The 18,145-nt window shown below is 48.9% G+C and carries 18 protein-coding genes; 14 read left to right on the top strand and 4 right to left on the bottom strand.

What is annotated here, in order from left to right; all coding sequences use genetic code 11:
* The first annotated feature begins 57 nt into the window (after positions 1-57).
* The 14 genes from JWG43_RS20070 to JWG43_RS14765 all read left to right on the top strand — a co-directional run bounded on the left by JWG43_RS20070 (position 58) and on the right by JWG43_RS14765 (position 14,353).
* The gene (locus JWG43_RS20070) at positions 58-1,668 is read left to right on the top strand and encodes a methyltransferase domain-containing protein (protein ID WP_205243732.1); all 1,611 of its coding nucleotides are present in this window, start codon (positions 58-60) and stop codon (positions 1,666-1,668) included.
* On the top strand, positions 1,661-2,515 hold the full coding sequence (locus JWG43_RS14825) for an amidohydrolase family protein (protein WP_205243731.1): 855 nt from the start codon (positions 1,661-1,663) through the stop codon (positions 2,513-2,515). Before JWG43_RS20070 ends, JWG43_RS14825 begins: the two co-directional genes overlap by 8 nt.
* Complete coding sequence (locus tag JWG43_RS14820; RefSeq protein ID WP_205243730.1) at positions 2,512-3,261, top strand: WbqC family protein; 750 nt, start codon at positions 2,512-2,514, stop codon at positions 3,259-3,261. Before JWG43_RS14825 ends, JWG43_RS14820 begins: the two co-directional genes overlap by 4 nt.
* Positions 3,219-4,316 carry an N-acetylneuraminate synthase family protein gene (locus JWG43_RS14815; protein WP_205243729.1) on the top strand — a complete coding sequence of 366 codons (1,098 nt, stop codon included), beginning with the start codon at positions 3,219-3,221 and terminating at the stop codon, positions 4,314-4,316. The genes JWG43_RS14820 and JWG43_RS14815 overlap by 43 nt, the downstream gene beginning before the upstream one ends.
* Before the next feature lie 539 nt (positions 4,317-4,855).
* Positions 4,856-5,554, top strand: coding sequence for a class I SAM-dependent methyltransferase (locus JWG43_RS14810; RefSeq protein WP_205243728.1), 699 nt, complete (start codon positions 4,856-4,858; stop codon positions 5,552-5,554).
* Positions 5,535-6,686: a radical SAM/SPASM domain-containing protein gene (locus JWG43_RS14805; protein WP_205243727.1), complete on the top strand. Its 1,152-nt coding sequence runs from the start codon at positions 5,535-5,537 to the stop codon at positions 6,684-6,686. Before JWG43_RS14810 ends, JWG43_RS14805 begins: the two co-directional genes overlap by 20 nt.
* Before the next feature lie 43 nt (positions 6,687-6,729).
* Positions 6,730-7,401, top strand: coding sequence for a PIG-L deacetylase family protein (locus JWG43_RS14800; protein WP_205243726.1), 672 nt, complete (start codon positions 6,730-6,732; stop codon positions 7,399-7,401).
* 160 nt (positions 7,402-7,561) lie between these two features.
* Entirely contained in the window at positions 7,562-9,304 is a 1,743-nt protein-coding gene (locus tag JWG43_RS14795; RefSeq protein ID WP_205243725.1) for a hypothetical protein, read from the top strand.
* Between the two features lie 41 nt (positions 9,305-9,345).
* Positions 9,346-10,197: a class I SAM-dependent methyltransferase gene (locus JWG43_RS14790; RefSeq protein ID WP_205243724.1), complete on the top strand. Its 852-nt coding sequence runs from the start codon at positions 9,346-9,348 to the stop codon at positions 10,195-10,197.
* Positions 10,198-10,327: 130 nt separating this feature from the next.
* The gene (locus tag JWG43_RS14785; protein WP_205243723.1) at positions 10,328-11,566 is read left to right on the top strand and encodes a glycosyltransferase family 4 protein; all 1,239 of its coding nucleotides are present in this window, start codon (positions 10,328-10,330) and stop codon (positions 11,564-11,566) included.
* A 16-nt stretch (positions 11,567-11,582) separates the two neighbouring features.
* Positions 11,583-11,744, top strand: coding sequence for a hypothetical protein (locus JWG43_RS14780; protein ID WP_205243722.1), 162 nt, complete (start codon positions 11,583-11,585; stop codon positions 11,742-11,744).
* Positions 11,745-11,841: 97 nt separating this feature from the next.
* Entirely contained in the window at positions 11,842-12,462 is a 621-nt protein-coding gene (locus JWG43_RS14775) for a class I SAM-dependent methyltransferase (RefSeq protein WP_205243721.1), read from the top strand.
* A 5-nt stretch (positions 12,463-12,467) separates the two neighbouring features.
* The gene (locus tag JWG43_RS14770) at positions 12,468-13,214 is read left to right on the top strand and encodes a glycosyltransferase (protein ID WP_205243720.1); all 747 of its coding nucleotides are present in this window, start codon (positions 12,468-12,470) and stop codon (positions 13,212-13,214) included.
* Positions 13,214-14,353 (top strand): glycosyltransferase, encoded by a 1,140-nt coding sequence (locus JWG43_RS14765; protein ID WP_205243719.1) that lies wholly within the window; start codon positions 13,214-13,216, stop codon positions 14,351-14,353. The genes JWG43_RS14770 and JWG43_RS14765 overlap by 1 nt, the downstream gene beginning before the upstream one ends.
* A gap of 58 nt (positions 14,354-14,411) precedes the next feature.
* Here JWG43_RS14765 and JWG43_RS14760 read toward each other — a convergent pair whose 3' ends face one another.
* Genes JWG43_RS14760 through JWG43_RS14745 form a run of 4 tightly spaced genes read right to left on the bottom strand, consistent with a single transcriptional unit; the run spans position 14,412 to position 18,015 of the window.
* A complete protein-coding gene (locus JWG43_RS14760) occupies positions 14,412-15,107 on the bottom strand; it encodes a class I SAM-dependent methyltransferase (protein ID WP_240193620.1) in 696 nt (231 codons plus the stop codon).
* Positions 15,108-15,126: 19 nt separating this feature from the next.
* Complete coding sequence (locus JWG43_RS14755) at positions 15,127-15,891, bottom strand: class I SAM-dependent methyltransferase (protein ID WP_240193617.1); 765 nt, start codon at positions 15,889-15,891, stop codon at positions 15,127-15,129.
* On the bottom strand, positions 15,888-17,138 hold the full coding sequence (locus tag JWG43_RS14750) for a glycosyltransferase (RefSeq protein WP_205243716.1): 1,251 nt from the start codon (positions 17,136-17,138) through the stop codon (positions 15,888-15,890). The genes JWG43_RS14755 and JWG43_RS14750 overlap by 4 nt, the downstream gene beginning before the upstream one ends.
* A 10-nt stretch (positions 17,139-17,148) precedes the next feature.
* Complete coding sequence (locus JWG43_RS14745) at positions 17,149-18,015, bottom strand: glycosyltransferase (RefSeq protein WP_205243715.1); 867 nt, start codon at positions 18,013-18,015, stop codon at positions 17,149-17,151.
* Positions 18,016-18,145: the final 130 nt, after the last annotated feature.

Here is an 18,145-nt window from a genome sequence, read left to right as displayed (position 1 = left end):
GGCCATGCTCGGAGGAGCATATCCCTGGGGCAGGCGTTGCAATCCCAGGGGTGCGGGGTGACGTATTGGCTGTTGCCTGGATCGGACACTGATCCCTTTGAGGTGGCCGGATTCAGCCCAACTGTTCTCCCTGACCCGGCGGCCCCCGAATTCCTGGGACAAGAATTAGCCCAGTCCCCAAACTATTTACTCATTATCGACACCTATCTTCTGCCTCGGGATTTTTATCATGAGCTGGCAAACGAGTTGCCGGGTTTGCCCATTCTGGCTTTTGACGACTGCGGCGAAAAGATGGGATTGCCTGTGCTGGGCATTATGAACCCCGGACTTGGCGCTGACCAGATCCTCTATCCTGGCCGCTGGAAGCCCTTCAGCGCCATCGGTCCGGAATACATGCCCCTGCCTGAGGAATGTTTGCAGACAGGATCGCACCCGCGCATGTCAGGCCAGGACAGACAGGAATACCCGCAAAATATTCTCCTGGTCATGGGGGCGTCCGACCCAGAGCGACAGACTGAACGGCTCACGCGCATTCTCCTGTCCATGAACGGCTCATTTCATCTGCATGTCGTGGCCGGTCCGCATTACGGTCCGCCTGAAGCACTAACGGTCCTGTGCGCTTCTAATCAGCGGGCCAGGCTGCACATTACGCCCAAAAATTTTCACCGGCTCGCGGCTTCCTGCGATCTGGCCATTGTGGGCGCGGGGTTGACGGTTGCCGAGATGCTTCACTTGAGGGTGCCGGTTGTCGCTCTGGCCTTGGCAGACAATCAGATGCCCACGGCCAATGAGCTGGAGCAACGCAACCTGGGGGTGAATCTCGGGCGCTTTAATCAGAAGGATGATTGCCAACTGGCCCATGAGATTTCCAGGGCCATGGCCATGCCTGAACGTATACGCGAAATGGCGGCCAGTGGCCGCAGGCTGTTCGACGGCCAGGGTGATTCCAGGCTTGCGGCCCATGTACTCTCAGCCTGGCTACGCTACGAGGGAAAACACTCCTCTACTGATGCCGTTGTTTCCGCGTACCGCCAGGCCTTTGTCCACCCTGAACCATACCGGAAAGTGCTCTGGGGTTCAGCGGAAGGCATGGAAAACCGGTATGCCCTGGCCCTGGAAATTCTTGGTTCGGTCCAGGGTGAAACATGGCTGGACGTGGGATCCGGCACAGGAGATTTTTTCCTCCACGCCGTGAAAAAGAATCAGATGCCCTCTATTTATTGCGGCGTTGACCTCACCGAGGAACTGACACGCTACGCTTTGGAGCGGTGCGCACAGATCGCGGACATTGGCACGAAGTTTTGCTGTCAGGACTTCATGCAGCCTGTTCCAGGCGAACCGTTCTCGCTGCTCACCTGCCTTGGGGTGCTCCAGAATTGCGGGGTCGGTTTAAAAAAGGCCGTTGCCCGCCTGGCTGAGTTGGTCGCACCGGGCGGCCGCGTCCTGGTTTCCACGAAGAACCTCGACTGGCAGGCCTTTGATGAGCCCGCATGCATCCCCTGCCCGGAGCATCTGTGGTACAGGACGGCGCAGTTGCGCGAGGCTTTTTCCGGGGCAGGCCTCGGGGATATCCGGATCACCGGCTATGAACCGCGTTCAGGCCGACTGCTCCCGGCACGCGAGGCGCACAGCGTTTTCGTTACAGCAGGAAGGCCGAGCAATGATTGACGCTCATGTGTATTGCCTGCCACCCCGGTTGCGTCAGGCTGACGTTCGCCTGCCGGCGAGCGAGCGGTCCATTCAGGAGGCAATTCATCGCCACCCTGAAGGCCCTTGTGCGCTTGCGCTTTCCGCGCCTGAAGCGATCCTGGCATCCATGGACCACTCGGGCATCCAGCGCTCCGTGCTGGTCGCGTTTCCCTGGGCCGATCCTGAACTGTGTAGGGAAAACAATGACTACCTTCTTGAAACGGCAACCGAAAATGAACGCTTTCTGGCCATTTGCTCGGCCCAGCCGACCAGCCCCAATGCGCTTCAGGAGGTGATCCGCGTGGTGCATGCCGGTGCCGTGGGCATCAAGGTCAATCCGGTCTGGCAGAAGTTTGCCCTGGATGATCCACGCATGGATGAGATGGCCCTTGCCATCCAGTCAGCCCAAGCCTTTCTGATGCTGCATGTGGATCAACCCTACAAATCCTCTCCAGCCTCGCCGACAATGCTTTACTCCCTGGCCAGGAAACATCCGGGTCTGCGCATCCTGGCCGCTCATCTGGGCGGACTGCTGGGCCTGTCAGCCTTGCATCCGCCCGTGGTCCGGACCCTGGCCAATGTCTGGTACGACACTGCGGTGTCCTCCACCCTGGAGATGGTCTGCTGGTACTGCCAGGCAGGACTGGCCGACAAGGTGGTCCTGGGCACGGATTTTCCCTTCAATCACAGCCATAGTCAGAAGCAGGTGGTGGACGGCATCCGTGGTCTGGGGCTGGCCCCGGCACAGCACATGGCGATTTTTGCAGCGAATTTTTCACGGCTGGCCAGGCTGGATGCGGACCGGAAAGTAAAGGCCCAGCCATGACCATTGTCAGTGGACATCAACCCGCATATCTGCCCTGGCTGGGTCTGCTGCACAAGGCCAGCCTGTGCGACATTTTCGTGTACATGGATGATGTCCAGTTCCTGGATCGGGATTTTATTCACCGCAACCGAATAGTCACCACTGATGGCAATGTCATTTGGCTGACTGTACCAGTTGACCGCAGAAATTCATCTCCTCTAAGAATAAGCGATATCCGCATAAAGGATGACCAGGGCAAAAACTCCTGGAGATATAAGCACTGGGCAAGTCTTAAGACCTGCTATGGCAAGACAAAATACTTCAAAGAATATGCGCCTTTTTTTGAATGGCTCTACCTGGAGAACACTTGGCAGCGTCTTGCGGATCTCAACCTGGCCATTCTTAGAAAAGCCTTTGAGTGGTTTGAAATCCAGGCAAGCATTGTCCTCGGTTCGGAGCTAAATTTTTCCGAAAAAAAATCCAACCTGGTACTGGAGCACTGTCGGCGCTTCAATGCCAATACCGTGGTCACCGGAACCCACGGCAAGGACTACATTGTTCTTCAAGACTTTGAGAACCTTGGGATAAAGGTCGTCTTTCAGGTCTACAAGCATCCGGAATACAGCCAGAGGATGAGGCAGGAGTTTGTTCCCTGCCTGTCTTTTGTCGACCTGCTCTTTAATCATGGCGCGGATTCTGCAATTGTAATGAGAAAAGAAAATGTATGCAAAAGAGAAATAGAATCATGGACTCAGGCCACAACATAAAACCAATCCAAATCGAAAATCGCCTCATCGGCCCGGGCCATCCGGTGTTCATCATTGCTGAGATCGGGGTGAATCATAACGGTGACAAGGACCTGGCCAAGCGGACCATTGAGGCCGCAGCCAGGGTCGGGGCTGACTGCGTCAAGTTTCAGACATGGCGTACCGAGGAGTTCATGGCGGACCGGGAATTGGAGTATGAGTATGTCTCTGGGGGGGGACTGGTCAAAGAAAAAATGTATGACATGTTCAAGCGGCTGGAACTGCCTTTGCAGTGGCATCAAGAGCTGTTTGACCATGCCAGAAGCCTTGGCTTGGTTCCACTGACATCCGTTGCTGACCCATTGAGTACTGACGCGGCCCTGGAGGCAGATGTAAAAGCCTTGAAACTGGCTTCCGAGGACCTGATCAATTTGCCGCTTCTGGAGTATGTGGCAGCCAAGGACGTCCCCCTGATCCTGTCCACGGGCATGGCTGATGAGATTGAAATCAGGGACGCCCTGGACATCATGAAGCGTCATCATGCCCTGCCCAGGACGATCTTTCTGCATTGCGTGTCTCTTTATCCAACCAAGGACGATGAAGCCAATTTACTGCGCATGCAGGTCATCCAGGAACTGACAGGATGCATCCCAGGGTATTCAGATCATACCGTGGGCCCGGAGGCATGCCTTAGCGCTATCGCCCTTGGCGCGTGCGTTTTGGAAAAGCATTTTACCCTGGATAAGGGATTGCCCGGGCCGGATCACGCCATGAGCGCGGACTCTATCGAGCTGGGCGCAATTGTCAACGCTGTGAGGCGGATGGAAGTCATGCTTGGAAATAAAACCCTGGATATTCCTCCTCGTGAGCAGGAATTCCGGCATGTTTTTCGCAGATCCGTGGTTGCGGCCCATGCGCTTCAAAAAGGTACCAGACTTGCTGCCACAGACGTCGTTCTCAAGCGTCCAGGCTCCGGCCTTCGAGCCCGTGAAATACCGAAACTGCTTGGTTGTGTCCTGAACAGGGATGTGGTTGCTGATGCTCAGATTACTTGGGAAATGTTTGAAACGGTGTAGGAGGCTATAACAGATAAATGCATATCTTTCGAAACTATATTTTTTCAATTATTATAAATTTTGATAAATGTAAATACATATGTAGAAATTTGAATAACGTTAGCTGCTTATGCATGAAAGCGCAAGAAATTCATGAAAATATAAATAATAAAAAATTTGATCACATTTTTTTTGTTAGGAGTAGCATCAGTTTTAGTGATAAAAAATAGCTTTGATATTTTCTCTAGTATGTGCAATGTAATCAAACACGATGAGGGGGGTAATTTTAACAGGAAGAATATGTGACATTGAAAAGAACTTATTATTTAAATGATATACTACCTTATACTTTGACTAGGAAAGGATATTCACATGAAAAAATTCCACAAATAATTGATGATAATAGTTTTGTAAATTGGTTTTCTATAGATGATTTGTTTAGTTTTTTTTAAAATAGGTACTACTAACTATAAGTATATTAACTGCAATGTACAACACATTGTTCATGAAGCTCATAGTGATATATTTATTCATTTTTAACAATGATGTGGAGACATTTCATGTCTAACAATAATGACAATTATTACAATTGGTATAATAAATCTGAATCATTAAGGATGTTCTACCCAAGTGAGATTGTGATAGGATTTTTGAAGAACAATCTAAAAGAGCATAGCAAAGTCCTGGATCTAGGAACAGGGTCAGGACGTCATGCAATTTTGGCAGCTGAATTAGGCCATGATTCGCATGGATTAGATTTAAGTGATAATGGATTTGATATTTGCTATGAAATGTGTCGTTTAAAAAAAGTTAAAGCCAAACTTTTTAAATCTTATATGGATAATACACCATTTGAAAACAGTTTTTTTGATGCTGTTGTGTGTATTAGCTCAATAGGTGGGAATACTGTCATCAAACAAATAGATATAATTAATGAAACTTTTAGAATATTAAAGAGAGGCGGAATTTTTTTAGTCAATTTCTATGGATTGAATGATGGTATATATGATATTTTTAAAAATAAAGGAGTCGAGATAGAGGAGCGAACATTAGAAATTAATGGTAATTTATTTCATTCTGCATTGGATGAAAGTATTCCTAACTATACTCGACACTTTTCTACAGAAGAAGAAATTGAAAATATGTTTTCCGATTTTTCGAGTATAAAAAAATTTGAAATATATTTGCCTTTTGGAAATGCTAATATGAACGAAAATGTTATGCCTGTGCATCATATTTATGTTATGGCTCGAAAATAATCGGAGATTATTTATGAATTGGGGTAATAATGCACAAAAAGAAATGAAACTTAAATTTCTTTTTGAACAGTACATTTTTTTTAAGCAAGACCAGATTCCTACGATAGTTCCATATTTTCCCGACCAGGTCGATCTGGACATTAGCAATCGTTGCAATTTGTCATGCATCACCTGTTTTCATAGCCTTGAGCGCTTTAGCCCTTTTCCAGACATGACCATGGAAACATTCCGAACAATTCTGGATCAAGCTGAAGGGAAATCTTCGACAATAACCTTTGGCAATCATGGCGAACCATTCATACACAAGCATATTCTAGCCATGATCAGAGAGGTCAAGGAACGGGGCTTTTTCCTGAATATCATCAACAACGGAACCCTGTTGACTGCGGAAAAGGCACAGGCTGTTATTGACGCTCAGGTTGATCGGGTTTCTTTTTCAATCGATTCTGTTGACCCTGAAATCTATCCCCAGGTACGCCGGGGCGGAAACCTCAAAAAAACGCTCTTGAACATCCTGACATTTCTCAAGATGAACCATGAGCAAGGCATGAAGGTGTATGTCAACATCTCTACGGTGAATTCCCGCCTGGCCTTGTCCAGCAAGATCGATATCCGTGAATTTTTCTCCAAACTCCCCGTACATGTCATCTATACCAGTGATATCTTGAATTTCCACGATATGTTGGCAATCCGGGATGAAACCAAATTCGTGCAACGTGGATACGAGAAGATCACTGATCCTAAAAAGTTTCCCGTGTGCCTCAATGCCTTTGACCGGATCATTATCAGGCCCACTGGCGACGTATCCCTCTGCCCCATTGACTGGGATAGCGTGCATATCCTTGGAAATGTCAATGATGCACCATACACGGAACTCTGGAACAACGAAAAAGCACAGCAGTTCCGACAGGCCCATATTGATCGGGACTATTCCTCATTTGAAGGTGAGAAGGCCATGTGCTCGCGTTGCGACGGGAAGTGGGTACAGGACACCACGCTTCGACCCGATGCAATTTTACACATGATTAAAGATGATCTTCGCGACACAAAATCTGAACTGGATTTTAAATTGTCTGATCCTCACTATGGCAATACGGTGAAGGACGCCTTGCAGTGGGCTTCGAGCTTGTAAACCGCTGATTTAGCATTACACATGTAACCTTGGACAACAAAGCATGCCCAAAACAACCCTCATTATCGCCGCTCACACTGACGACGAAGCCTTGGGCTGCGGTGGCACGATTGCCCTGCTTGTTGCCGGAGGCGATGACGTTCATGCCGTGTTCATGGCTGATGGAGTCAATTCACGGCCCACTGCCCACAGTCACGACCATGAACAGCGCATGGAAGCTGCCAGGCAGGCGCAGAAAATTCTGGGCATAGAAACCATTCACTATCTGGACTTTCCTGACAACCGCATGGACGGCTTGCCGCTCCTGGATGTGGTCCAGCCGCTGGAAAGGATCATTCACGAATGTTCGCCCGACGTAATCTATACCCACCACTGCGGCGATCTGAACATTGATCACCGGATCGCGCACCAGGCGGTACTGACCGCCTGCCGTCCGCAACCTGGGTTCTGCGTCAAGGAAATCTATGGGTTTGAAGTCCTGTCTAGCACGGACTGGGCTTTTGCGCGACAGGATGCATTCGTGCCCACTGTGTTTGTGGATATCAGCGCATACCTGCCCACCAAACTCAAAGCCCTCCAGGCCTACCAATCGGAAATGCGTCCGGCCCCGCATACGCGCAGCATCCAGCACGCCGAACTTTTGGCCCGGCACAGGGGATATACGGTTGGGGTAGATGCGGCCGAGGCCTTTGAAGCTATACGAATTATCAAATAGCAAAGGACACAACCATGGCGTTTACCCTCAACGACCGCACTATCAGCCAGGATACTTGAGGGGGCCCCTTTGCCATCCCGCAAATATCTTGCACATTCTTCACAGATTATTCATCATTTATACTGATCAGGCTCAACAGCCCATCAGAAGTGCCCAATATATGAAGCAAATGACCAACTTTGAATCTCCGAACCCTGCTCACAGAAATTCACTGCAACCTTTGCGTGTTCATCTGCACACAACCCAACTCTTTGGGCCTTCTGATCCCTTTTTGCTAAAAGTTTTAGACGCTGCAGTTTGGTATGCCGCCAAATCCACCCATCGCATAGATTTTGATATTTTTTTTCATCCAACACGGAACCCACTAAACATTGTTGGCTTTGCCCTGAGCCTTAAGTCGAAAATTTTGTCAATAGCGAAAATAAATTTATATAGCCTTGGTGGCTTGTTAAGTTTAAACTTGTCTAAAAAAATAGACCCAAAGCAAAAAGAGTTCAGAGAAAATAGCAATAACAGCGACATTATCGAGGGATGCTTTAAGATAAGTGGCCTGGCTATCAGGCTAAAACGTTTTCAGCATCCCTTGTATCATTCTTTGAGGGCTTGGGCTTTCTCGCACAGAAAGGGGTTACAGTTATTTATTAGTTGCTTTGGTGCTCGCGGTTTTGAAGGCAAAAAGCTATTGAAACTCAACTATGCCGAAATATGCATTGGTGATTTGGTCGCATCTTCAACATTCAGGCTTAGACCTTATGGCGGTGGTTCTCTCTCCCGATCTAAGCTCGCTGTTTTAGAACAGCTCATAGATGCAGTGGCAATAATTGAGTACATTAAAAAGAATGTTCCGCAATTTACATCGGTTAAGGATCAAATAAAGCATCTTGTGCTGGTCAGGGAGCCAACATACTTGGATGCAATTTATACGCGGAAACTGGCAAAACTTGATCTCGATGTGGTTGAGTGGTACCCCTACGATGCAATCTACAGAAAAACGCAGGGGCAACACTACAGACCGTTCGAGGAGCGTATGGTTAAGTTGACCGGTCAGTCTGGCAGTGCAGGCTCGATTGCTAAGGCTCAACAATATTTGCGTGAAAGAACGGAGGACCCTAGCCTCCAGCTCAGCTATTTGAAAAAAGCCGCAAATATTTCTAAAGTCTTGGAGGATGAAAATGGAGTGGTGATTGAAGCTGATGGGCCGCGAGTCAATGTGGGAATTTTCCTACATAGCTTTAATGATGCGCAATATGTTTATGGCCCGGATGGTTTTTCTGATCTTTATGAGTGGGCTGTTTTCACGGTAGAAACACTTTTGAGCAATCCGGTAGTTGATAAGGTAATTATTAAGCCTCACCCAAATGTGGATTACCGAAATTATCCGGGGGACAAAATCGCAATTCAAAAGCTTAGGCAGGCATATCCTACATCATCAAAATTGAAATGGGCGAGTGTGAACTCCAGCCCTGTTGCTTTCAATAGGTCCGGTCAGATGATTGGCGTCACTCATCATGGTTCAATGGCTGAGGAACTGGTTTTTCTAAAGGTTCCCGTTATTGCCTCAATCTACGCGCCATGGTCTCGAAACTATCAGTTTCTAAAGACTTGGGTCTCGCCTTCAGAATATAAAGAATTACTCTTGGGGGATCTTCGTGCGTTCAGGGTATCGGACGAAGAACTTGATAATTTGTTTGCTTACGTGACCGAAGCTAGACTAAAGACGGCAATCACGATGGAAGAGCGTTACCCATGGTATAGCTACTTAAAAATGAAAAGTATGGATACCAAAGGTTCGTTCTTCGAAGTCATGAGCTTGGCTAGGAAAGAACTAGACGAAAATGGACTAGACGAAAATCTTTTGCAATTCCTTGAATTACAACACCAAAAATATTGCGCAAACGACTGATTCTGAACCTCTAACTTGTTTAGCATTATCATACCAGGTAAATGAAATCTAATTTTATGATAAATCTCGGGTGCGGTCCCGTCTTCGTGGACGGTCCCGACTGGATTAATCTCGATTTTGCGGCTCCGACCCCGTCCGTGCGGCAGGCGAATCTGCTCAAGCGCTTGCCCTTGCCATCAGCCAAGGCTCAACTTGTTTATTCGTCGCATTTCCTCGAACACATTCCGAAGCCCGAGGTCGATGGCTTTCTGCGCGAGTGCCTGCGTATTCTGCAACCGGGTGGAATCTTGCGACTGGTACTGCCGGACCTTGAAGAGATGGCGCGGAGCTACTTGGCCTGGCGCGACTCAGGTGAGCATGAAAAAGCGAATTTTTTGGTGCTTGAGATGGTTGACCAATGCGTGCGGCGTGAATCGGGCGGGGAGTTGGGTCGGCTCTATCAACGCCTGCTGCGGGAAGCAGCAAGTTCAGAGCATCACGCGATGATCGCCTTTATCCGCGAGCGCATGGGTGAGGATCTGGCATCGCGGTCAAGACTAAAGGTAATTTCGGAGGGCCGGGCTTCGACCATCCTAGACCTCACATGGATATTGCGCGGGGCTCGACATCGTCTGCAACAGGCTTGGGTGCGACTCTGGTTGGCGGGATTGCCGGCCGCCTTCCGTACACAAAATGTCAGCCTTGCGGGCATCGGCGAACGTCACCACTGGCTATGGGATTTCCATCAGTTGCAGCAAACACTCAGCGCGGTGGGATTCATAACTGTGATACGTTGCTCTGCCGACAGCAGCTCGATTAAGGATTTCCCCTTCCATCCCCTTGATATCGATGCTGACGGTCGCCCACGCAAGGGTCTCGAGTCGATGTATGTGGAGGCGCGCAAGCCCGACTGAGGGCTGGGCTTGTCCCACCCTAGCGAGGAGGACGCCACGACTGATTTAAGCCGATGAAATGCATCCTTTGATTTCGCATCTCCGAGGGCTTATGTGGTCATTATGCTGTTGTAAGTAGTGAAAAAGGCTCATGTCAATTCGCGTCATTCACATCAATCACTCCGACATCATAGGTGGCGCAGCCCGCGCAGCCTACCGCATCCATCATTGCCTTCGTGAGGCCGGTGTTGATTCCCTCATGTGGGTTAATAAGGCAATAGCCGGTGATTGGACGGTGCAAGGTCCGTCAAACAAGCTGGAAATGCTATCTGTCAACCTGCGCGGACATGTCGGCGGACAACTTCGCCGCCTACTCAAGACCGCAAATCCAACTATTCACTCGCCGTCGATAGTGCCGTCGCAGTGGGCCAAGCGCATCAACGCGAGCGATGCGGATATCGTGCACCTGCATTGGGTCGCCGGTGAGATGCTCTCCATCGCCGACATCAGCCGTATCGAGAAGCCGATCGTATGGACCCTGCACGACATGTGGGCATTCTGTGGCGCGGAGCATTACACTGACGATTACCGCTGGCGCGACGGTTATCGTCGCGACAACCGCCCGCCGCATGAAGCCGGCTTCGATCTGAATCGCTGGACATGGCAGCGCAAGCGCAAGTACTGGCAGCGGCCCATGTACATTGTCGGTGACAGTAATTGGCTAACTCAATGTGCGGCTGAAAGTCTTTTAATGAAAGACTGGCCGACACAGTTTATCTACTACCCGTTGGATTTAGATATCTGGCAGCCTGTAGAGAAAAAGTTTGCTCGGGCTTTGCTTGGCTTGCCGGAAAATAAAACATTGTTAGCTTTCGGGGCTATGGGTGGTGGACGTGATTCTCGTAAAGGGTTTGATCTATTATTGAAAGGGCTCGCTGCGCTCCAGGGTCTCGTATCAAACATGGAACTTGTCGTTTTCGGGCAGTTAGCTCCTGAGCACCTACCCAGTTTTGGATTCCCGGTCCGCTATACTGGCCATCTACACGACAATTTGAGCTTGCGTATTCTCTACAGCGCTGTTGATGTGATGGTGGTGCCATCGCGGCTGGAGGCGTTTGGGCAAACCGCTTCCGAGGCACATGCCTGTGGCACGCCCGTAGTGGCTTTTGATATTGGAGGTCTTCCGGATACTGTTGACCATCTTAAAACAGGCTATCTTGCAAAACCTTATGATGCGATTGATCTCGCTCATGGGATACAGTGGGTTATTGACCATAAGGATTCTGATCAGCTTGGTATTAATGCTCGAAAGAAAGCGGAAAATTGCTTTGCCCCGAGCCTAGTCTCAAGTCAATACCTTGAGATTTATGAAAGAATTTTGATTGGCTGACTTCCAGGTGATTTGTTTGAAAAAGGCAACTTCGCATTTTGACTCATTACACCCTGGTGGCAAGATAGAGAGCCTCGCAAAACCATGGTTTGAAGATGATACAGTTGATGCTTGGCGCAAACTGCGGATGTATGAGGCTCCTAATCCTATTTTGGAGCTGGACAAAGGGGCAAAATGACTGACAATAGGTGATGGAAGATTCGGAAAAGATGCCAAATATATTTTAGACAATGGTTCAGAAGCCCTCGCAACCGACATCTCTGAACATTTGTTAATTGAAGCCGCTAATAAAAATTTTATCCCAAAATTTAAAAAAAAATGCCGAGTCGTTATCCTTCCACGACTCTGAATTCGATTATGTATTTTGCAAAGAATCGTACCACCATTTTCCAAGGCCCATGATAGCACTTTACGAAATGATCAGAGTAGCCCAAAAAGGAATTATATTTATAGAACCAAATGATAAATATATTGAAAATACAACCCTACAAGCCATATTTTTAAATCTAAAAAAAATATATAAAATTTTAACAAATAAATTCAAAAAACATCAATATGAAGAGTCAGGAAAATACATATTCAGCACATCAAGAAGGGAGATTGAAAAAGTTGCCCTAGGATTAAATTACAAAACAGTTGCATTCAAAGGGTTAAATGATTTCTATTTCCAAGGTGTTGAAAATGAAAAAATATCAAAACATGGCCCGTTATATAGAAAAATCAATATACTATTAATTACATCTAATACACATTGTAAAATTGGATTTGATAATTACAAAATACTGATCTCGATAATCTTCAAAGAAAAAGTATCAAGTCTATTGGCCAAAGAGCTATCAAGCCATGGCTATGATGTCGTTGAACTCCCAAGCAATCCCTACATAGAGGATTTATAACCTCTATGCAAAGTCCAATTTCAGTAATCTCGGTCACATTCAACGCATCTAAACATCTACCCGACCTAGTTGAGAGCCTACGCACGCAAACGGACCCTGATTTCGAATGGATCATTGTTGACGGTGCTTCTACAGACGGAACAGTGGAGGTCATTCAATCTGCCAATGATGTCGTGACTCAATGGCTATCTGAACCGGATTTCGGAATTTACCACGCCATGAACAAAGCACTTCAGATGGCTACGGGGGAATACTACCTGATACTTGGCGCCGATGACCGATTGACGCCTGAGGCAATTGAACAATACAAAAGCCATGCATATAGGACCAAGGCGGATATAATAACAGCCAAGATCATCCGCGAGGGGAAAGTCGAAAAACGTAAACCTTGTTGGCCCTGGCTATATGCACACCATGCCTTTGTTTCCGAACATTCAGTCGGGTCCCTCATCCGCAGGTCTTTGCATGACAAATTTGGTTTATATTCAAAAAGATATTCTATCGGTGCGGATCTTGTATTCTTAAAAAAAGCCTGCATGGCCCCGGAAACCAGGGTAGTCCAACTTGACTTTATTGCCGGTACATTCGGCTTTACCGGTAGGTCAAGAAGTGACAGGGCAGGTGCAATATGTGATTATTTTCGTGGCCAGTTTGAAACTGAAAAATTCAAATATCTGCAGATTTTTTTATTTGTCCTCAAAGTGCTGAAGAATGCTCCAGAAATGGTCAAGGCGGCAACCAAAAAATCCTGATGCGCATTCTAGTCCTCACCAAACGCCAATACATGAGCCAGGATCTGCTCGATGATCGCTATGGCCGCTTTCGGGAGCTACCGTTGGCTTTGGTTTCTATAGGGCATGAGGTTACCGGAATTTGCCTGAGTTATCGCCCTCGCGATGAAGGCAGGCGTGATGATGTTGTAGACAACAGGTCTGTTGCCTGGCATGCGTTAAATGCCAAACGATTGCTGCCCTGGGGGAGGCAGAGTTATTGGCGGACAATTGATACGATTGGCAGGGAATTTTGTCCGGATCTGGTTTGGGCCTGTTCTGACGCACTGCATGCAATCCTGGGCGTACGAGTGGCCAAGCGACTTGGGGTGCCCGTGGTGGTTGACCTCTACGATAATCTCGAGAGCTATCCTGCCACGCGCATTCCCGGCGTGACTTCGGCCTTTCGCCGGGCTCTTCGCCACGCTGACGGTATCACCTGCATCAGCCGTCCTTTGGCCCGTTATGTGCTAAACACGACTACCAGCAAAGGACTGATCGAAGTCATCGAAAATGGGGTACCTGGAGGTCTTTTTCGCCCCTTGGATCAAAGGGAGAGCAGAGATGCCCTGGGTCTACCCACTGATTGTCAGTTGATCGGTACAGCGGGGGCTATTTCCAGATCGCGGGGCATTGAAACTCTTTTTCAGGCGTTTGCTGGACTGTCTCAAGAATATCCCAACATCCATCTGGCTCTGGCGGGTCCCCTGGACAAAGGGCTTTTGATTCCCCGGTACCCAAGAGTGCACTATCTGGGCATGTTGCCCTCATCAAAAGTCCCTACATTCCTCTCAGCCCTCGATATTGCGATTATTGCCAATAGGGACTCGGATTTTGGCAAATATTGCTTTCCGCAGAAATTCTATGAATGTGTTGCCTGCGGCATACCGGTAGTGGCGGCAAGGGTTGGAGTGCTGGAAGACGTGCTTCAAAATAGTCCCAGACATCTCTTTGCGCCCGAAGATGCTGAGAGCCTTGCAGAGGCTGTACGCGGACAATTAAAAAACCCGACTCCCCTGCCCACTGCAGTACCGACTTGGAACACGCTGGCTGGCAAACTAGGGGTATTTTTCGAAGCAGTACAGCTACACTCCACCAGTCGACGAGCGGGGGCTGGATGAGACTGGTAAACGGTTCAGATTCCGCCCCGAAGAAGGTTTTTCTAACACCGGTGAGTTGTTATTTTTTTGCCACGAAAACCATTTGGTGGCAATGGTAGGGGTCAATTTTTTCCAGCACAGGTTGCATGAAGCGCGGGAATGGATACAGGCCGAAACCATACCCCTTGATGTTGGCAAAGCCGATCATCGCTAAATACCTGCGCAAAACGCGAAAGCTGAAAACAACGATATGACGATGGACCGGTGTGTCGGACTCGGTGTCATGGGTCAAATTTTCATCGCTGACCTTGAAGACCTCCTCATCGGCCAACAACGCATTTGAATCCGGATGTGGTCCACTGGACGGCATTTTACCAACCAGCAGCAAGGCGATGGTGAAAAAAGTGCTGATATTGGGCGTCAGCAGCACCAAGGTCCCATCTTTTTCCAGTACGCGGTGACATTCCGTCAAGAACCTGCAGCCATTGAGGAGATGTTCAAGCACGGAGAGTCCGAAAACGCAGCGAAACTGTCCGTTATCAAAGGGTAACTTTTCATTCAGGTCAGCCTGGATGATGTTGTAACCGCTGGCTCTGGCTGTCTGTACACTGGCTGCGCTCCATTCAACTCCGCAATATCTTGATTGTTCGAGTTCCAGCATCGTACGGAGTCTCACGAATGAGCCTCCGGTGCTTGCCCCGCAATCCAGGCACAGGCCTCCGTTACCGAGCGCAGCGGAAATCTCTCGGAAGGCCGCATCATACGACTCCGTCATCGTCCTGTTGTACAGATTGCTAAAATACTTTTTCAGCATTGCTCTCAAGGATCTCTTTTTTTGCAACAACCAAGTAGCTGCCCGGCATGCAGGAGGATGCAGGCAACATCCAGCCAAGCAGCAGTCCAACCACGTTGACCAATGGCATTAAGACAGCAATCAATGGTGCCGCTATAAGCACCATTAAACTCTTTTTCTGAAAAGTATCAAGCAGTCCCTTGGCCAGAGCTATGGAGAAAAGAGCGGCAGCCGTTGCACAAGGGTAATTTGATTCGCTGCTGATTTCCGGGTGAAACCCATGTTGCAGGAACAGTTTTTTGAGACCATGGTTGGTCCAGCGCTGGTAATCGTGAGGTTCATCATGAAGCGGATATAAAAATGGAACCTGGACCAGGCATACGCCACCCAAACGCAGAACACGGGCGGCTTCGGCAACAGCCTTTTCCGGATCGTCAAGATGTTCAAGCACATCCAGCAAAAGAACGGTATCAACGCTTTTATCGGCAACAGGAAGACAGGAAGCGTCAGCAAATAAATCAGGCCGGCCTTCATATCCCAGAGCCACGGTAGTCGGATAATCAATACCTACATACTGTACTGTTTCCGGCATGATTTCCCTGGTCCATCCATTGCCGCAACCGACATCCAGGACCACCCCGCAAACCTGCGATTTCAGCCATTGAGCAGTCTTGACTCGTTGCCGAGACACATGCCATTGCGGATGCAGCGGAGTGTGTGCGACGGGTTTAAGCCAACGCTTCAACGAGCGAACAGTTATAGTCATTTGGTCGATAACGGTTTAATTATCTCGGATTTTTTGATATTTTTAACATCGAAAAACAACTCAGCATATCTTTTGGCAACCACCTCCCAGTCGAATTTTTCCAGCGCGTCCCTTCTCCCCCTTGCTCTGATTTCCTCATAATTCTCAAAATTGTTGACCGCTTGAAGAATCTTTTCAGCAAGCGCTGGGGTACTGGCCGGTGGCACTAAAAACCCGTTGTGGCCATCGGTAATGATGTCCTCGATTCCTCCTGATCGTGTGCCAATTATCAAACAACCACTCATTGCCGCTTCCACAAAGGTCAAACCAAATCCTTCGGTATCGCCTCCCCTGGCTTGGATGGAAGGTCCGATAAAGATATCGGCGGTTGCATAATAAGGGGGTAGCTGTGCATAGGGCTGTCCTCCCGCGAATTTGACCACTTCCTGTAATCCGCGTTCCTCTACTCTCCCCTTCAATTCCTTTTCCAGTTCACCATGACCGACGATCAACAATTTGGCATCGGGCCGTTTGCCAGCCACTCTGAACATGGCATCAATAAGGTATTGAACGCCTTTTTTTTCGGTCAACCGGCCAACATAGAGAAGAAAGGGGCCGTGGATACCGTATTGTTTTCTGATGGTTCCATCTATTTTCTGGGGGGAAAAGACAGTTGCATCAACCCCCATGGAGATTACCTCGGGGTGAACGACGCTACCGGTGTCAGCCATCAGCACCTTGGCCAGGGTGGCGCTGACGGTGACTGTCCGGTCGGCATGGGCGACGATATATTTTTTTAACCGGATGAACATAGAACGTCTCATGCTGAAAATATCAGCACCATGGGCGGTGACAACCACGGGGATGCCATACAATCGTTTGGCAATCACAGCCAGTAGCCCCTGAGGTATCAACCAGTGGGCGTGGATGACGTTTGGCTTATTCTTTGTGACAAGCAGTAAAAAAGAAATAAACTGGGCTGACAAAAAAAAAGGGAGCAGCAGATAGTAGAGTTTATTGCGCCGTAATTTAGGGACAATACCCTGGCCGCCGGCCAATCGCTCGAAACGGGAGAGGAAATATCGAAAACGATGCACTTGTATCCCTTGCATCCTTTCTTGCGGCAAAGCTCCGTGGTAGCATGGGGTATGGACAATTATCTCAAAGTCATCAGTCAGTCGTTTGCACAGTTCATAAACAAAAGGTGGATCTGTGTCATTCGGCCAACGGGGGAAGGTGGAGGTAACGACCAGCAGTTTGGGTTTCATTTTGCCCTTGCTATTCCACCCGATCATAGCGCATCTGGCTGATCTGCTCAGCCACCAGACCAATCATGAAAATGATGATGGAACTGTTGAAGAGCAGGGCCGACATATTGGTGAACCGGCCTTGGGTGAGAAAGGTGAATGCGTAATAACAAACCCCAGCGACGAAAAAAGCCAGGCTGATGGGCAGAAAGACCCGAAAGGGTGAGAACAGGGTGGCAATCTTGGTGATGATAAGAAAGAAGCGGGTGCCGTCCCTGAGTAGTTTGATCTTGCTTTTGCCGGTCCGTGCCTTGGTTTCTATGGGGATGTATTTGACGCTGCGGCCACTGCGCAGGTAGCCCAGGGTGAGGGTGGATGGGTAGGAAAAGGTATTGGGCAGCAGGTAGATGTATTGTCTGGCCGTGGCCAGGCGCACCAGGCGGAAGCCGGAGGTGAGGTCTTCGACCTTGAATTTGGTGACATAGGAGGCGAATTGGTTATACACCCAATTGGCCAGGTCACGGTGGACTTTGGTGTCTGACTTGCTGCTTCGGGCGCCTACCACCATGTCGTAGGTGTCTTTGTATTCCAGGAGGCGGGCGATGTCTTCGGGTTGGTGCTGGCCGTCGGCGTCCATCATCACCACCCATTTGCCCTGGGCGCAGCGCAGGCCGGATTTGATGGCCGCGCCGTTGCCGATATTGTAGGGGTGGGGCCAGACATTGGCGCCGGCGGCCATGGCCTCCTGCATGGTGGTGTCGGTGGAACCGTCGTCCACCACCAGGATCTCGAAATCCGGATGCAAAGCCCGGATCTTTTCGATGGTGGTCCCGATAATACCGGCTTCGTTGTAGGCGGGCAGGAGGATGGTGACTTCGTATTGCTTTTTCTGCTCCACAATTGTTCTCCGGAGAGGTAGTGGTGAGGGGGTATGGGGAAATTAGAGCAGAAATGAGAAAAAAAGCAAAGAAATTCAGTTGATGGTCGTTGGGATGGGGAAGATTTTGGAGGGGGATGTTTTTTTGGGG

Origin of the sequence: Desulfobulbus alkaliphilus, from assembly GCF_016918545.1 — a bacterium.
Taxonomy (GTDB): domain Bacteria; phylum Desulfobacterota; class Desulfobulbia; order Desulfobulbales; family Desulfobulbaceae; genus Desulfobulbus; species Desulfobulbus alkaliphilus.
The sequence above is the reverse complement of the archived record's forward strand: the minus strand, read 5'-3'. Positions and strand labels throughout refer to the sequence as shown.

Excerpts from the sequence above, each read along its gene's own strand:
- JWG43_RS14770 (WP_205243720.1), top strand. The coding sequence starts at position 12,468 with ATGCAAAGTCCAATTTCAGTAATCTCGGTCACATTCAACGCATCTAAA.
- JWG43_RS14810 (WP_205243728.1), top strand. The coding sequence starts at position 4,856 with ATGTCTAACAATAATGACAATTATTACAATTGGTATAATAAATCTGAA.
- JWG43_RS14815 (WP_205243729.1), top strand. The coding sequence starts at position 3,219 with ATGCAAAAGAGAAATAGAATCATGGACTCAGGCCACAACATAAAACCA.
- JWG43_RS14785 (WP_205243723.1), top strand. The coding sequence starts at position 10,328 with ATGTCAATTCGCGTCATTCACATCAATCACTCCGACATCATAGGTGGC.
- JWG43_RS14765 (WP_205243719.1), top strand. The coding sequence starts at position 13,214 with ATGCGCATTCTAGTCCTCACCAAACGCCAATACATGAGCCAGGATCTG.
- JWG43_RS14820 (WP_205243730.1), top strand. The coding sequence starts at position 2,512 with ATGACCATTGTCAGTGGACATCAACCCGCATATCTGCCCTGGCTGGGT.
- JWG43_RS14805 (WP_205243727.1), top strand. The coding sequence starts at position 5,535 with ATGTTATGGCTCGAAAATAATCGGAGATTATTTATGAATTGGGGTAAT.
- JWG43_RS14790 (WP_205243724.1), top strand. The coding sequence starts at position 9,346 with ATGAAATCTAATTTTATGATAAATCTCGGGTGCGGTCCCGTCTTCGTG.
- JWG43_RS14750 (WP_205243716.1), bottom strand. The coding sequence starts at position 17,138 with ATGAAACCCAAACTGCTGGTCGTTACCTCCACCTTCCCCCGTTGGCCG.
- JWG43_RS14800 (WP_205243726.1), top strand. The coding sequence starts at position 6,730 with ATGCCCAAAACAACCCTCATTATCGCCGCTCACACTGACGACGAAGCC.
- JWG43_RS14825 (WP_205243731.1), top strand. The coding sequence starts at position 1,661 with ATGATTGACGCTCATGTGTATTGCCTGCCACCCCGGTTGCGTCAGGCT.
- JWG43_RS14760 (WP_240193620.1), bottom strand. The coding sequence starts at position 15,107 with ATGACGGAGTCGTATGATGCGGCCTTCCGAGAGATTTCCGCTGCGCTC.
- JWG43_RS14755 (WP_240193617.1), bottom strand. The coding sequence starts at position 15,891 with ATGACTATAACTGTTCGCTCGTTGAAGCGTTGGCTTAAACCCGTCGCA.
- JWG43_RS14795 (WP_205243725.1), top strand. The coding sequence starts at position 7,562 with ATGAAGCAAATGACCAACTTTGAATCTCCGAACCCTGCTCACAGAAAT.